Source organism: Luteitalea sp., from assembly GCA_009377605.1.
In the GTDB taxonomy this organism is placed as follows: Bacteria; Acidobacteriota; Vicinamibacteria; order Vicinamibacterales; family Vicinamibacteraceae; genus WHTT01.
In genome coordinates, this window is the sequence record WHTT01000031.1 from 1 (window position 1) to 15438 (window position 15438).

At 65.3% G+C, this 15438-nt stretch carries 11 protein-coding genes; 5 read left to right on the forward strand and 6 right to left on the reverse strand.

The features are described from left to right. Positions 1-136: 136 nt before the first annotated feature. From GEV06_12325 to GEV06_12345, 5 genes are all read right to left on the reverse strand, one after another. On the reverse strand, positions 137-568 hold the full coding sequence (locus tag GEV06_12325; protein MPZ18683.1) for a hypothetical protein: 432 nt from the start codon (positions 566-568) through the stop codon (positions 137-139). A 12-nt stretch (positions 569-580) separates the two neighbouring features. After that, positions 581-1807 (reverse strand): DUF4147 domain-containing protein, encoded by a 1227-nt coding sequence (locus GEV06_12330; protein ID MPZ18684.1) that lies wholly within the window; start codon positions 1805-1807, stop codon positions 581-583. A gap of 560 nt (positions 1808-2367) precedes the next feature. After that, the gene (locus tag GEV06_12335; protein ID MPZ18685.1) at positions 2368-4785 is read right to left on the reverse strand and encodes a DUF3108 domain-containing protein; all 2418 of its coding nucleotides are present in this window, start codon (positions 4783-4785) and stop codon (positions 2368-2370) included. After that, the gene (gene gatB, locus GEV06_12340) at positions 4782-6269 is read right to left on the reverse strand and encodes an Asp-tRNA(Asn)/Glu-tRNA(Gln) amidotransferase subunit GatB (GenBank protein MPZ18686.1); all 1488 of its coding nucleotides are present in this window, start codon (positions 6267-6269) and stop codon (positions 4782-4784) included. Before gatB ends, GEV06_12335 begins: the two co-directional genes overlap by 4 nt. A gap of 137 nt (positions 6270-6406) precedes the next feature. Next, entirely contained in the window at positions 6407-8002 is a 1596-nt protein-coding gene (locus GEV06_12345; GenBank protein MPZ18687.1) for a phosphoenolpyruvate carboxykinase, read from the reverse strand. Here GEV06_12345 and GEV06_12350 point away from each other — a divergent pair. Then, on the forward strand, positions 8001-9227 hold the full coding sequence (locus GEV06_12350) for a SpoIID/LytB domain-containing protein (GenBank protein MPZ18688.1): 1227 nt from the start codon (positions 8001-8003) through the stop codon (positions 9225-9227). The two genes, GEV06_12345 and GEV06_12350, sit on opposite strands and share 2 nt — an antisense overlap. Positions 9228-9340: 113 nt before the next feature. Continuing rightward, the gene (locus tag GEV06_12355; protein ID MPZ18689.1) at positions 9341-11494 is read left to right on the forward strand and encodes a prolyl oligopeptidase family serine peptidase; all 2154 of its coding nucleotides are present in this window, start codon (positions 9341-9343) and stop codon (positions 11492-11494) included. 193 nt (positions 11495-11687) lie between these two features. On the opposite strand, the gene GEV06_12360 is transcribed toward GEV06_12355, so the two are convergent. Continuing rightward, entirely contained in the window at positions 11688-12395 is a 708-nt protein-coding gene (locus tag GEV06_12360; protein MPZ18690.1) for an HAD hydrolase-like protein, read from the reverse strand. A 106-nt stretch (positions 12396-12501) separates the two neighbouring features. On the opposite strand from GEV06_12360, the gene GEV06_12365 reads away from it, so the two are divergent. From GEV06_12365 to GEV06_12375, 3 genes are all read left to right on the forward strand, one after another. Then, positions 12502-13245, forward strand: coding sequence for a sigma-70 family RNA polymerase sigma factor (locus GEV06_12365; GenBank protein ID MPZ18691.1), 744 nt, complete (start codon positions 12502-12504; stop codon positions 13243-13245). A 60-nt stretch (positions 13246-13305) separates the two neighbouring features. After that, complete coding sequence (locus tag GEV06_12370; protein MPZ18692.1) at positions 13306-14001, forward strand: hypothetical protein; 696 nt, start codon at positions 13306-13308, stop codon at positions 13999-14001. Between the two features lie 130 nt (positions 14002-14131). After that, the gene (locus GEV06_12375; GenBank protein ID MPZ18693.1) at positions 14132-15367 is read left to right on the forward strand and encodes a 4-hydroxy-3-methylbut-2-enyl diphosphate reductase; all 1236 of its coding nucleotides are present in this window, start codon (positions 14132-14134) and stop codon (positions 15365-15367) included. Positions 15368-15438 lie beyond the last annotated feature (71 nt).

A 15438-nucleotide genomic window follows, 5' to 3' on the forward strand; every position in this document is an offset into this window, starting at 1 on the left:
GCCACGTCGCGAAGGCCTTCAGCCCTCGTCCGCTACGTACGGAGCGGTAGGGCGCGCTCGCCGACTCGTCCGCCGTAGCGCGGAGCGCGAAGGCGTGAGCGCGCCGTAGGGACGCCTCGGCGAGGCGTCCCTACCATCACGACGCCCCCTCGGGCGACGGCGTGGCCTGATACACCTTGCGAAGCCGCTCGACGGCCTGCTCGGCCTGACTGTTCGCGTCCTGATTGAACTCTCGCGTGAGCGCCTGCGCCTGCTCGATCAGCTTTGCTGCCTGATCGAGGTTGGGAATCTGATCACGCGAGCCGCGGCGCTGCAGCAGCGGACGCGCGCCAGCAATATAGTGCTTGGCCTGGTCGAGCTGCTGGCTCGCGTCCCCGAAATTCTTCGTGTAGACGCTGACCCGCGCATCGAGGACCAGCGCGGTCGCCTGAGAGAGATGTAGGCGCAGCAGCGCGCGATCGCGCTGTTGCTCGAACGTGGATGCTCCCCACCAACCGTAGAGATACCCAGCCAGGAGGGCGAGGACCAGCCCGCCCGTGATCCAGAGGGCCCATTTGAGTTTTGCCATGGCAGTGTCCAGTCATAGAACCAGAGCCACCTGCAAGTCGCCGACGTTGGTATCCGTCGGTCCCGTTCGCACGAGATCGTCGAGCCGTTCGAAGAAATGATACGCGTCGTTCGCCTCGAGCGCATGCGACGGCACGAAACCCAGGCGCGCGGCGCGCACGGCCGTGGTGGGATCGACAATGGCGCCCGCGGCATCCGTGGGTCCGTCGATGCCATCCGTGCCCACGCTCGCCAGCCACACCGGACGCGGCGCCGTGGCGACCGCCTCCGCGAGCGCGAGCGCCAGCTCTTGGTTTCGACCGCCCTTGCCCGAGCCGCGCACCTGAACCGTGGTCTCTCCGGACGAGATGATGCAGCATGGCCCGTCTCGCTCCGCACGATACGCCAGCGCCCGCGCCAGGAGATCAGGTGCGACCTCTCTAGCTTCGCCTGTCACCGCCGCCTCCGTCACGTGCACCTGGTAGCCACAGCGCTCAGCCTCACGCTGCGCTCCGTCCATTGCCGAGCGGCGGCTCCCAATGACGAGATAGCCACCGTTTGCCAGCCGCCGATCGCCCGGCTTGGGCGTCTCTTCCACCTCACCGCGCGCGCCTCGCTCGAGCAGCAGGCGCACGATCGGCGGCAGCGCGTCTCCCACACCGAGCTCCGCCACGGCCGCGAGCGCCTGGCGGAACGTGCTCGGGTCGGGCACCGTGGGGCCGGACCCGATGACGCTCGGATCATCCTCGACTGGCCCGACGACATCGGAGATCGCCAACGTGAAGGTCGGCGCCGCGCTCGCCGCCGCCAGACGTCCTCCCTTGATCGCCGACAGATGCTTGCGCACACAATTCAAATCATGGATGGCAGCACCGGCGCGCAGTAACGCGGTCGTCGCCGCCTGCTTGTCGTCGAGCGTGATCGACAGATGCGGCACCGCCAGCAGCGCCGACGCGCCACCCGAGAGCAACACGAGCAGTTGTGCGTCGACCGGGGTCAGGGCCGCGAGCTGCAACGCACGGTGACCACCGCGAACGCTGCCAGGCGTCGGCACCGGATGTCCCGCGTTGACCCAGGCGACCCGATCCGGCAACGGCGTGCGTCCGTGCGCGCTGACCACCACACCGCCCGTACAAGCCGCGCCCGCCCGGTCGAGGTATGACGAAGTCATCGCCGCTGCAGCCTTGCCGGCGGCAATCAACGTTGTCGAGCGCGCGAGGTCGAAGCCTGGAAGTCTCGCGGTCGCGATCGCGCTCTCCACGAGGGGGTGGGCACTCGCAGCCGCAATCGCCGCGTCTACGATAGCGGCGAGATCGCTCCGCGCACGTGGACTCGAGTTAGTCGTCAGTGCAGGTTCGCGTGAGAGGCAAAGGTGGAAAGGCGGGTCACGTGATCGAATTGATGTAGGATGCAGCTCACGACATGATCCGCCTCACCGCTCCTGCATAAGTCTTCCAAGCAGCCATCGAGACGCGTCAGCGCTGCCTCGAGGCAACACATCGCATCCTCCGAATAACACTGCTGGCGAAGGCAACGATGGTGCTTCAAGAGCTCTTCACGATAGAACTCGATGCAGATTGGAGGGAGGCACGAACTCGACGCTCGACGTTTCGAGTTCGGGGTACGATGTTCCAAGTTGGGGGCTCTAAGGTCGCTCGGGCAGTCTGACACGCGTGACTCCATGCAGCAACGGCTGTCCTTGTGACCGTTCCTAACTGTAAACACCCTGTGTTCGGCCTGTCAACCGTGGGAGCGTCGCACAGGGACATGGATCGACGCGCTTCCATCGATCCGTTCGTCCCCGTTCATCGACGCTCCACCTCATCTGTTACTCTCGGTCCGTGCGTAATTGTCCAGCTCCAATCGCAGCGCCCCAAAGCCAGCGCGAACCTCCGCGAGGATTGGCAGCCGCCGCGCGTCTCCAGATAGCCAGACGCGAATCTCCGGCGGCTGGCGCGTTTCCACACGCCGCTGCAGTCCCGCCTCGATCCGAAGTGCCTCGACCTGCTTGCCCTGCACGTTGACCGACTCCACTCTCCTGCCCAACACCTCGAGCACCATCGTCCGGCCCATGTCGGTGATCGGGACGCGCACGCGCTGACCTGACGCCAGCTCCAACGTGCGCACGTAAAAGAAGACCGCCAACGGATCGCGGACGTCTTTCGCCACGCGGAACGACATCTCGCGCTCCACTCCCCCTGCCCTCGGCCGCAGCATCGTTGCCGTCTGTTTCTCTCGCTCGTAGTGGATCAGGAGATCGACGGTGCGGCGTCCCTCGCGCAGATGTCGCTCGTGCAGCAGCGGGAACAAGGCGCCGTCCGTCCAGGTCGCGAACTGGTCGCGCGCCTCGAAGAAGCGAGCGACCCAAGGCGCCGTCGCTGCCGTCACAACGAACCGGTAGTGCGCCCCGCCGGCGAGCGGCTGCACACCGGGTGTCTGGGCAGGTGTGCCGCCGGGCTGTACTTCGAATGTCGCACGGCCAGCCGGGAGCGATGTGCCGGCGCTGACCCACAGCACACGGTACGTCGCACGCTCGCCGACTTCGAAAGGTATAGGGCCAGCGGGCGGCGGCGGTGGAACCGCTGCCGGGCCCAAGCGCGCCTCCAACTCACTGCTCTCTGCGAGCTCATAGATGCGCGTCTCGGGCCCGAGCGTCGGATCTCTCACGCGTGCTCGCTCGACGAGCGGCCACGCCGTTGTGTCCACGGCGCGGTTGGTCACGACAAAGCGTACGTCCAGCTCATCGAGGGTCCAGAGCGCATCGGACGACGGAAAACCCGCCAGGGCGTCCGACAGCGCCGAGTAGAACATGGGCCGCTGACCGCTGTAGCCGTTGACGATTGGCCGTCGGTGCTCCAGCGTCTGAAGCATGAACGGCGTGTTTCCGAGATCCCGCGCGAGCGGGAGATAGACGACGGCGCCAGGCCCTTTGGCGCGCGCCAGCCACGCGCCAGTCTGAGTCGTCAGCGGCGGTGCCGACACGAGTGTCAGCGGTCGATTGAGATACTCGACGCACGCGAGCAGGATGAGGAGGATGGGGAGAAAGGAACCGGAAAAAGGAACCGGGTACCTTTTCCCCAACCCGACGGCAGCCAAAACGGCAACGCCAAACGCGACGAGGATGGCGAAGCGGGCCGGCGCCCGCACGGCGTGGAATCCAAATACCCACCGATGGAGAGCAGCATAGACAGACCGCGCTCCGTCCGGTCCCAATGACAAGAGGCCGCCGACGATGATCAGGGCGAGCATCGCCCAGACCAGTGGCTTGGCATCTCGCCGCCACCCATGCCACACGCCGAACAGGGCCAACACCAGCGCCACGACACCGACGAACAGGCCATCCTCGACCGACCGCGCCTCGGCCAGCGCCCCGGTGACGCCGTAGAGCAGGTTCGTCGGCGGCACACTTGCGTAGCTAGACGGCGTTGCAGCATGACGAGCCGCCTCGATCAGGACACGACCGAAGCCCTCACGTTGTTGGACCTGCCAGTAAGGCCGCAGAATGGGAGCAATCACGACTACGCCGACAGCACCCGCGATGAGAAGGCGCCCTACGAGGGCGCCGCGGCGACGGGCGCCGATGCTGACGAGCAGCGCAAGCGCCGCGACCGCGAGGCCCAAGGCGCCGATCACACCGTAGTAGACAGAAGAAGCCGCGTTGATCCCCGCCGTCACGCCAAGCCCGACGACGTCACGCCACCGGCGGCCCGCCATGAGGCGATGGAGAAACAGGAACGCAAGCGGCAGCACATAGGTGCCCTGCAGCGCCAAGTGAATGAGATGCGAAAAGTGATACGGCCAGAAGCCCCAGACGAGCCCAGCCATGAGCGCCCCCACCGTCGAACCGGTGATGCTTCGCGCAAAGACGTACATCGCGAGCGCGCTGCCCCACAGCGATCCGAGCAGCAGGAGGTTGTAACAGAGCACCAGGTTCTGGCCGCTCACGGCGTAGATCGGCGCAACCAAGAGCGCCTGCGGAAGCAGGTGGTCGCTGTAAGCGAGCGTCTGCGTCGCGGGGTGGAAGATGGGAGCGTCGAAGACACGGCCGTCGAGAAAGGCGATTGGGTCGCTGAAGAGGACGCTCAAATCCCAGCCGAGCACCCACAGATTGAGATACGGATCGCCCGGCCCGATCGGCGCGATGAGATGCGAGGTGAGCGAGACCGCCGCGGGCCATGTAACGACGAGCGTGATGACCAGGTAGAAGCAGGCAGGTCGTAGGACAGAGAGGAGGGTCAAGGTGAGCCGGGTGCTTCGAGCGCACGTTTCAACAGGTCGTTCACGCGCCGAGGGTTGGCCTTGCCGCCCGTCCGGCGCATCACTTGGCCGACCAGAAAGCCGAGCGCCTGCGGCTTGCCGCCGCGATACTGTGCCACGGCTGCCGGGTGCTCGGCGGTGACCTGCCGCACGACCGCGGCAATCGCTTCCTCGTCATCGATTTGCACCAACGCGTCGCGCTCCACGATGACACTCGCGCGATCGCCGGAGAGATACATCTTCTCGAAGACCTCCTTGGCGACCGAGCTGCTGATTCGGCCCCGCTCGACGAGCTGAATGAGCTCTGCAAGGGCGTCTGGCGCCACCGGGAGCTGCGCGATGTCGCGCTCATCGGCATTGAGGCGGCGCAGCACCTCTCCCATCACCCAGTTGCTTGCCGCCTTGGCCGGGGCGCTGACAGCCACGCGCTCGAAGTAGTCGGCCACCGCCATCGACTGTGTCAGCACACGCGCGTCGTACTCCGGGAGGCCGTAGCTCGACACGAATCGCCGGGCACGCTGGTCGGGCAGCTCCGGCAGGCGCGCGCGTACGCGCTCCACCCACGCGTCTGCAATCACGAGCGGCGGCAAGTCCGGCTCTGGGAAGTACCGATAATCGTGGGCTTCCTCTTTCGACCGCATCGGCTGTGTGCGTCCACTCGCCGGATCGAACAAGCGCGTCTCCTGCACGATGCGCCCGCCCGTGGCGAACGCGTCGGTCTGACGCTGCACCTCGTACTCTAGCGCTCTCTGGAGGAACTTGAACGAGTTGAGGTTCTTCACCTCGACCTTCACGCCCAGCTCACGGCTGCCAACAGGCCGCACCGATACGTTGGCGTCGCATCGCAGGCTTCCGGCCTCCATGTTGCCATCGTTCACGCCAATCGCCACCAGGATGGCCCGAAGCCTCGTGAAGAGCTCGGCCGCTGCGGAGGCGGTTGAGAGATCTGGCTCCGTAACGATCTCGATGAGGGGAACGCCTGCGCGGTTGTAGTCGAGGTAGGTGTACCGGGCGGAGTCTGCGAAGCCTTCGTGCAGCGACTTGCCGGCATCCTCCTCCAGGTGGACGCGCCGGATGCGGACCGTCTCCGATGCCTGATCGCCATCGATGGTCAACCCACCCTCAACCGCCAACGGCTCCTCATACTGCGAGATCTGGTAGCCCTTGGGAAGATCCGGGTAGAAGTAGTTCTTGCGTGCGAAGATCGAGACCGGAGACACGCGACAACCCAACGCGAGAGCCGCCTTCATGGCAGCCTCGACGGCGGCCTCGTTCAGCACGGGAAGGGCGCCTGGTAGGCCGAGGCATACCGGACAGACGTGGCTGTTCGGCGGCGCACCAAATGCCGTGCTACAGCCACAGAAGATCTTGGTGGCCGTCCTGAGCTGGGCGTGAATCTCGAGCCCAATGACGGCCTCGAGGAAGGTTCGAGGTCCGAGATTCGAGGGTTGAGGGTCGAGGGTCAAGGTGAGAGGTTAGAGGTTCAAGTGCGAGCTCGGATCGAATGCTCGTCAGAGCAGTTCACCGAACAAGCAGACACGCTCAAAGTTACACCGGGAGGCTCGAAGCTCCAACCCTTGGACCTCGAACCTCCCTCTTGTCGCTAGAGACGGGGTCCGGCGGCAACGACTGCAGGCGATACGGACGAAGCAAACGCCGAGAAGTTCTCGATGAACATACGAGCGAGCTTGATGGCGTGGCTATCGTATGCGGCCTTGTCGGCCCACGTCTCGCGGGGTGACAGGATGTCGGACGGCACGCCTGGGACGGCTGTCGGCACAGCAAGGTTGAAGATTGTATTCGTCTCGTAGGGCACGTCTTCCAGCGCACCCTGGAGCGCGGCGTGCAGCATGGCGCGAGTGTAGGCGATGGGCATGCGCCTGCCGACACCATACGGTCCGCCGCTCCATCCTGTGTTGACCAGCCACACCCGCACGCCGTGTCTGGCGATCCGCTCCCCGAGACCACGTGCGTAGGTGCCGGGACTCAACGGCAGAAACGGCGCCCCGAAGCAGGTACTGAAGGTGGCGGTCGGCTCGGTCACGCCACGCTCGGTGCCCGCAACCTTGGCGGTGTAGCCGGACAAGAACTGATAGAGGGCTGCCTCAGGCGTGAGCCGAGCAATGGGCGGCAGAACGCCAAACGCGTCGGCCGCAAGCATGACAATATTGCTGGGGTGGCTGCCGGTGCCGCTGGGGACGGCGTTGCCGACATAGCTGAGGGGATACGCGCCGCGAGTGTTCTCGGTCGTGGAGTCGTCGTCCAGGTCGATTACCCGCGTGACGGGATCAATGGCGACGTTCTCGAGCACCGTGCCGAAGCGGCGTGTCGCGCGGTAGATCTGGGGCTCTGCTTCCTCCGACAGATGGATCATCTTCGCGTAGCAACCGCCCTCGATGTTGAAGATCCCGTCGTCACTCCAGGCGTGCTCATCGTCTCCGATGAGACCGCGTTCCGGATCGCTCGACAGGGTCGTCTTACCGGTACCTGAGAGCCCGAAGAAGAGCGCGACGTCGCCTCGCTCGCCGATATTGGCCGAACAGTGCATCGGGAGCACGCCCCGCTGCGGCAGCAAGTAGTTCATGACGGTGAAGACGGATTTCTTGATCTCACCGGCATAGTTGGTGCCGCCTATCAGCACCAGCCGCTGCTCGAAGCTCACCAGGATGAACACACCGGAGTTGGTCCCGTGCGATGCCGGATCCGCCTGGAAGCTCGGTGCAGCAACGATGGTGAACTCTGGGACGAATGCTGCAAGCTCCTCCGGGTCGCCTACGGGCAAGAGGAGGTGCCGCGCGAACAGGCTGTGCCAGGCGCGCTCGGTGATGACTCGCACTCGCAGTCGATACTGCGGGTCTGCCCCACCGTAGCAGTCCTGAACGAAGAGCTCCCTGCCTTCGAGCGCGCTCATCAGATCACGCTGGACCGCGGCAAACTGATTCGGCTCGATCGGCCGGTTGACCTCACCCCACCAGATGTCGCCTTCCGAAGAGGCCTCTCGCACGATGAACTTGTCACGGGGAGAGCGGCCCGTGTGGGGCGCCGTGACGCAGACCAACTGACCGGTGTCGGCGACGAGACCTTCGCCGCGGCAGAGGGCATGCTCGAAGAGGGCGGCCGGCGGGAGGTTCCAGTGAGCGCGTGCGTGGCGGATGCCCTGCTGTTCGAGCGTTTGGCCGTGCTGAACGTCGGTGCTCATGAAGGCTCCGGGCCTCGTCTCACATGACGATACGGCATGGGTATCATGCAATGACCTTATGCTACCGGCCATGGCCCGATCCGTCAACTCTGGAAGCATGGTTCGAGCGCGGCGCGTTCGGCGAACGCGCCCTACCATCCGGGGCTCGGCCGAGCGCACCTGCCATGGTGACGTAGGAACGCCCCGCCGAGCCGTCCAGCTCGTCGCGGTATCATGCCGCGTGTCTTGCCGGCGGCTCTTGTTGCCGGCGCTCTTCGTCTTGGGCGCCGTGTCTCCCTCCCTGCTAGCGGGGTGTCGGAGTGGCCACAAGCCGCCCGTGCTGCAACCGGGGGAGCCGGCTGTGCCGCGGGGCCGCACGGCAACACTCCGCGTCCAAACTCGTCACAACGGCGCCGCGCACGTCGTGACGTTCGATCTCGAGGAGTACGTACGGCTGACGGTCGGTGCGGAGATCGTCGTCTCGACCCGCGACGCGGCGTGGGCCCAGCGTATCTACGAGGTCCAAGCCATCGTCGCGCGCACGTATGCGCTCGCCAACATCGGACGGCACGCCGAGGAGGGCTTCGACCTCTGCTCGACCACACATTGCCAGTTGCTTCCGGATCGGGCACACCCCACGCGTTCGGATGACGTGATTGCCGCCGCGGTGGAGACGACGCGTGGCCTCGTCATCGCGCACGACGGGCGGCCCATCCGCGCGCTGTTCCACGCGCACTGCGGTGGCCACACGAGCGACGCCGACCAGATCTGGCCGGGACCGGCCGTGCCATACCTGCGAGGCGTGCGCGACCCCTTCTGCTTGCGAGAACGGCCGGCTCGCTGGACCTTTCGCCTGTCATCGGCCCGGCTCACGCGCGACCTCGACGGCTCACCCCGCACTCGCGTCGACGGCCGCATCGATGGCTTTCAGGTCGTCGAGCGGGATCCGGCAGGCCGGGTCCGTATGGTGGCGCTGACCGGCCGTCGGAACGGGCTCGTGCGGGGTGAAGAGCTGCGCAGCGTCGTCATGCAGGCAGAAGGGCCCACGAGCCTTCGCAGCCCACGCTACACGGTTCGCCGCGACGGCGACACGTTCGTGTTCGATGGCCAGGGCTTCGGCCACGGTGCGGGGCTTTGCCAGACCGGCATGATGGGCCGCATCAAGGCCGGCCACACACCGAACGACGTGCTCACCTACTACTTTCACGGATCCCGAATCGTCAGACTCGATCGGCTGACGTCCTGACGCGTCCCGCTGGCCATGAATCGCCGTGATAATGTTCCTCAGCGGATCCGCTTCGCGGCGTCGCGCGATCGAAGCGTGCGTCGCCCCTCCCCTGACGTGCAGAGGACAGGACCATGAGACACGCGTATTGGACCGCTAGGCTATTCATCCTGACTATTGGCTTCGCCGCTGGCGCTGCGGACGAACGCGGAGCCGCGAGGAGCGAGGACACACCCCCTGTGGCAAAGAGGATTCCCAAGGTTCGTGACTTGCACGGTGATCGGTTCGTGGACGACTACTTCTGGCTGCGGGAGAAGTCCGACCCGGAGGTGCTCAAATACCTCGAAGCCGAGAACGCATACACGGACACGGTGATGAAACCACTCGAGGGAGTACGGGAAACGCTCTATGCGGAGATGGTCGCGCGGATCAAGGAGACCGACTTGTCGGTCCCCTACCGAGAGGGCGACTACTGGTACTACACGCGGACCGAGCAAGGCAAGCAATACCCAATTCTCTGTCGCAAGCAAGGCAGCGTCGACGGAGGCGAAGAGATCTATCTGGATGTCAACGAGCTCGCCGTGGGCGAGAAGTTCATGGCCCTCGGCGCAGTCGCGGTGAGCGATGATGGGAATCTCGTCGCCTATGCAACGGACAACACTGGCTTCCGCGACTACCGGCTGCACGTCAAAGATCTGCGAACCGGCCAGGTGATAGAAAGCCCGGTGGAAAAAATCGTCACGATAGCCTGGGCCGCCGATAACCAGACGCTGTTCTACACCATACCGGACGCCGCCAAGCGACCATACAGGTTGTATCGCCGCACGATTGGCCAACAAGGCGACTCGCTGTTGTACGAGGAAGAGGACGAGCGGTTCCGTGTGCACGTGTCGCGCTCGCGCAGCAAGGACTACCTCTTCCTCGAGGTAGAGAGCCATACGGCGTCGGAGGTGCGCTACCTTCGCACGGACGAGCCCACGGCGGCATGGCAGCTCATCGCAGCACGTGAGGACGACCACGAGTACGACGTCGACCACCGTGGCGACCTGTTCTACATCCGAACCAATCAGGCCGGCCGGAACTTCGGTCTCATGACGGCGCCGCGTGACAGGCCAGACCGCACCAATTGGATCGAGCTCATCCCGCATCGCGCGGACGTCATGCTGGAGAGCGTGATTCTCTTCCGCGATCATCTGGTCCTCGCGGAGCGGGAGCACGGGCTGCCGGTCATCCGCGTTCAGCGATTCGGCAGCACGGCGTGGCAGGGCGTCCCATTCCCGGAACCGGTCTACACGGCGGTCCCGGCGCCCGGCCCGGAGTTCAACGCCACAGAGCTTCGCTACCACTATCAGTCGTTCGTCACGCCGAGCTCCGTCTTCGAGTACGACATGGAGACGCGAGAGACCAGGCTTCTGAAGGAAGACGAGGTGCTCGGCGGCTACGAGCGCACGAAGTATGCCACCGAGCGGATCTACGCAACCGCCGCGGACGGCGCCAAGGTCCCCGTGTCGCTCGTCTATCTGAAGACACTGAAGCGCGACGGGAGCGCGCCTCTCTTCTTGACGGCCTACGGCTCGTACGGCTTCCCCAGCAATGTCCGGTTCTCATCCAATCGTTTCAGTCTCGTCGATCGTGGGGTCGTCTACGCGCTCGCGCACATTCGCGGCGGCGGCGACCTCGGCAAGCCGTGGCACGATGCGGGACGCATGATGAACAAGAAGAACACCTTCACCGACTTCATCGCGTCTGCCGAGCACCTCCTCGCAAAGAAGTATGGCGCCAAGGATCGCCTGGTGATCGAGGGCGGCAGCGCGGGCGGCTTGCTCATGGGCGCGGTCACCAACATGCGACCAGATCTCTTCAAGGCCGTTGTGGCCCATGTCCCGTTCGTCGACGTCATCAATACGATGTCGGACCCGTCGCTCCCCCTCACCGTAGCGGAGTTCGAAGAGTGGGGTAACCCAGCAAAGAAGGCGGAGTACGAGTACATCAGGTCGTACTGCCCATACACGAACCTCGCGCGCAAGGCGTATCCGGCGATGTTGGTCAAGACGTCGCTCGACGACAGTCAAGTGATGTATTGGGAGCCTGCGAAGTACGTGGCGCGGATGCGCGCGCTCAAGACCGACGAGAACCCGCTGATCTTCAAGACGAACATGAGCGCCGGCCACGGCGGCGCGTCGGGGCGCTACGACCGCCTCCGCGAGATTGCCTTCGACTACGCGTTCATGCTCTGGCAAATGAAGGTGTCAGGACTGGGTAGGGCTCGTTCGCCGAACGCGCCGTAAAGATACCTCGGCGAGATGACGGCCGGCTCGGCGAGGCGGCCCTACCTAGAACCCTTGAGAACCCGAAACTTGACGCATTTGGGTCAAGTTTCGGGGCTCACAAGTGAGCGTCGCCCCTCGACTCGCTGTCGCTCGCTCGGGGCGCCCTGAGCGGAGGCGAAGGGCGTGGGGCGCGACCGAAGGCCGCGGCCCGCTAGAAATGTTCCGTCAATTCCTCGAATCGCTCCAGGACGAGCAGGCGCTCGGACGTGTGGTCAGGAAGCTCGGCGAGCTCGAGCGCCCAGGTGTCCGGATGCGGAATGAAGACGGCGCTGAGGCCCGCGGCGAGCGCCGGGATGATGTCGGATCGCGGGCTGTTGCCCACCATCCAGCCAGTGCCTGCCCGGATGCCGTGCCGGCGAGCGGCGTCGACGTACGCTGCCGTGTCCTTCTCGCGCAGCACGTCCACGCGGTGGAAGAGCAGGTGCACGCCGGAGCGGGCCACCTTGGCGAGCTGATCGTCGTGATTCCCTTTCGTCAGCAGGATCAGCCGATGCCGCCCCGCAAGCTGGCGGAGCGTTTCCGTCACACCGGGCAGAAACTCGATGCCGCGCCGCGCGAGGAGCATCACTTGCGCCTCGACGACCCGGAGCGTGTCGGCCAAGTCAGGCGTCGGAACCTGCGCTTCGCAGGCCAGCTCCAGGCAATGGCGGAAGTTGGCGAGGCCGTATCCATGGGTGCGCACACGCGCGCGCTCGAAGGCGAGCAGCGTCTCGCGAAACCGCGCCGGCGAATGGCCCTGCCGCGCCACCGACTGCGCGACCTGTGTAATCGCCCGGTCGAAATAGACGTTGTTCTCCCACAGCGTGTCGTCCGCGTCGATGAACAGTGTCAGGCCAGATAGTCGTGGTTGGACATGCATACCGTGGACGGAAGCGTGCGACCCTGCTAGACTCGAATTTTGCCCACCACGGGCCCTCAGGGGCCCGGCGTGCCGGGACCGTAAACAGCCCGACAGCGAGTAACGTATGCCAATGGTAGTGCGCGGACAGCCCCCGGTTCCACTTGCTCCAGCGCCGGGGTCCGAGTCCGACCTAGCGGTCGTGGTGAAGTCGCTGCTCGCAGAGGGCAACAAGGCGGCGGCGCGCGAGGAGTATGCCGAGGTCGTCCGCCGCCACCAGCGGCGCGCGCTTCGGATCGCCTACTGGTATTTGCGTGACGTCGCCGAGGCCGATGAGGCGGTCCAAGACGCGTTCATCAAGACCTTCACGCACCTCGGCGATTTCGACGCCGCCCGCTCGTTCGACGTGTGGTTCACGCGCATTCTGGTCAACGGCTGCCTCGACCGTTTGAAGGCGCGCACACGGCGTGAGCGGTGGATGGTGCCGATGACCGATAGCGCGGGCGCCGACGTGATGGCTCGCAGCGCCACACGCGAGGCGTCACCCGAAACGGCGCTGCTTCGCCGCGAGCGTGGCGCCCGCTTGCTCGACGCTGTGCGACGGCTGCCGGATCGCCAGCGTACGGTGATCATGTTGAGCCAGATCGAAGGCCATAGCACGCGCGAGGTGAGCGAGGTCACCGGACTGAGCGAAGCGACGATTCGGGTGCATCTCTTCCGCGCGCTCCGGCGCCTCCGTCGGTTGCTGGCCGATGATCCAGCATTTGCAAACGGTCGCCATGAGACGGAGAACGCCGAAGCGCGACGCGCGAAGGCGGAAGGCCACGCGCTCCCTACGGCAGCAAGTAGCGAGGGATCCTCGACCGCGTAAAACGCGCTGGTTACCACAGGCGCCGCAGCTGGTGAAGGCTGTAGCGTCGGGAGCTTGTGAGTGCTCGACAAATTGTGGACCGCCTGGCCCAGGGTACGGCATCTTGGGGAACGGCATCTTGCCGACCACGAGTTGTTGCGTATCACCGCCGCAGGTCAGGACACACTGCCCACTCCAGACGCACAGGATTCGGAGCGTCCTGACGCACGATCGCGAGCGCATCTGGCCGTCTGCGACATCTGCCGCCGACGCGCGGATCAGCAGCAGGCTGCACTTGCCGATCTCGCAGACGCGGCTCGCGGCTCGCTGGACGAGCTCTTCTCCACCAGCCGCTTGGAGCGCCAAGTCACCGCTGTCATGCGTCGCCTCGATGGCGATCAGGAGCGCGGTCGCCTGCTGCTGTTCCCGGGCCGTGCTGCCGTCCGCTTCCGTCCCGCCCTCTCGTCGCGTCGGTGGATCGCGGCCGCGGCGGCCGCCGGTCTGTTCCTTGGCCTCATGACCGGCCAATTCGTCTCGTTGGACCGGGCTGCGGGCCCATCGGTGAGCCGCGCGACCGCAACGGGCGTCCAGGCGCCGGCCCCAGCCGTACCGGCGTCGCGGCCGCTCGCGCCAAGCGTCGACGATGGAGAGGCGCTCCTGTTCGAAGTCGACGCTGCCCTCACCTCCCTGGGTAGCCCGGAGCTCAGGGCACTCGACAACCTCACGCCACGGGTCTCCGCCACGTTCGCGTCGGCGCAATATCAAGGTTCGAGGTAAGAGGTTCGAGGTTCGAGGTTTGTGGGGGTGTTTTGAAGCTCCCGGGCTTCCGGACGCCAGCCTGGGAGCGTCGTACACCCCAACCTTGACCCTCGAACCTTAAACCTCTTACCTCTATAATAGATAGGTTGTGCCGTCGCTGATTTTCCGCAAGGGACTCGATCTCAAGCACGCCGTCGCCGATGCCCTCGCCGACGACTACCACAGTGCCCTGGTCGATCGGATCAAGCAGAACGGCTTCCACCACCAGTCGGGCCGGTTGGTCGTCCACCTCGCGCGTGAGTTTGGTTTCTGCTACGGCGTCGATCGAGCCGTCGACTACGCGTACCAAGCGCGCAAGAAGTTCGAGGACCGCCGCGTGTACCTCACGGGTGAGATCATTCACAATCCCCAGGTCAACGGGCGGCTTCGAGCGGCGGGTATTCGCTTCCTGACCGACCCTGGCGAATCGGCCGAGAGGCTCGGCCGGGACGATGTCGTCATTCTGCCGGCGTTTGGTGTGACCGTCACCGATCTCGAATACCTGCAGAGCCGCGGCTGCACGCTCGTCGACACCACGTGCGGCTCCGTGCTCAACGTCTGGAAGAACGTCACACGCTACGCGCGTGAAGGCTTCACGGCCATCATTCACGGCAAGGTAAAGCACGAAGAGACGCGCGCAACCGCGTCGCAGGCACTGAAGTACCCCAGCGGCCGTTATCTCGTAGTGCTCAACGAGGCTCAGGCAGGCGCGGCGTGCCAGTACATCCGGCACGGAGGGGATCGATCCGGCTTCCTGTCACGGTTCAGTGCCGCAGCGTCACCCGGCTTCGATCCGGATCGCGATCTCGTGCGCGTCGGATTGGCCAACCAAACGACGATGTTGATGTCCGAGTCGTTGGCGATCGCCGAGATGTTCCGCGACGCCATGCGGGACCGATACGGCGAGCCGGCGCTCCCCGACCACTACCGTCACTTCGACACCATCTGCAGCGCCACGCAGGAACGACAGGACGCCATCGTCGAGCTGTTGAGCGAGCATCCGCTCGATCTCATGCTCGTCTTGGGCGGTTATAACAGCAGCAACACCTGCAACCTCGCGCGCCTCTGCGCGGAGCGCGTTCCCACCTTCCACGTTGCCGAGCCGCGGTGCCTGGTCTCGGACGACGAGATCCGCCACCGGCCGGTGCCTCCGTTGGGCCGACCGCCGCAGGCCGCGCGCGAGACGGTGGAGCGAGGGTGGCTGCCGTCAACCGGGCGCGTTCGTGTCGGTTTGACCGCCGGCGCATCGACGCCCAACAGCATCATTGGCGAGACGGTCGAGCGGCTGGCGACGCTCACAGGGCGAGCCGATCGGCCCCCTCACGTTAAGGATGTAAACCGCTAAGCCGCACTGTTATCAAGGTTTGTCGTAAATAGTGTGCCCGCCGTCGTCGTAGTCACAGGTTAGAAAGGCTC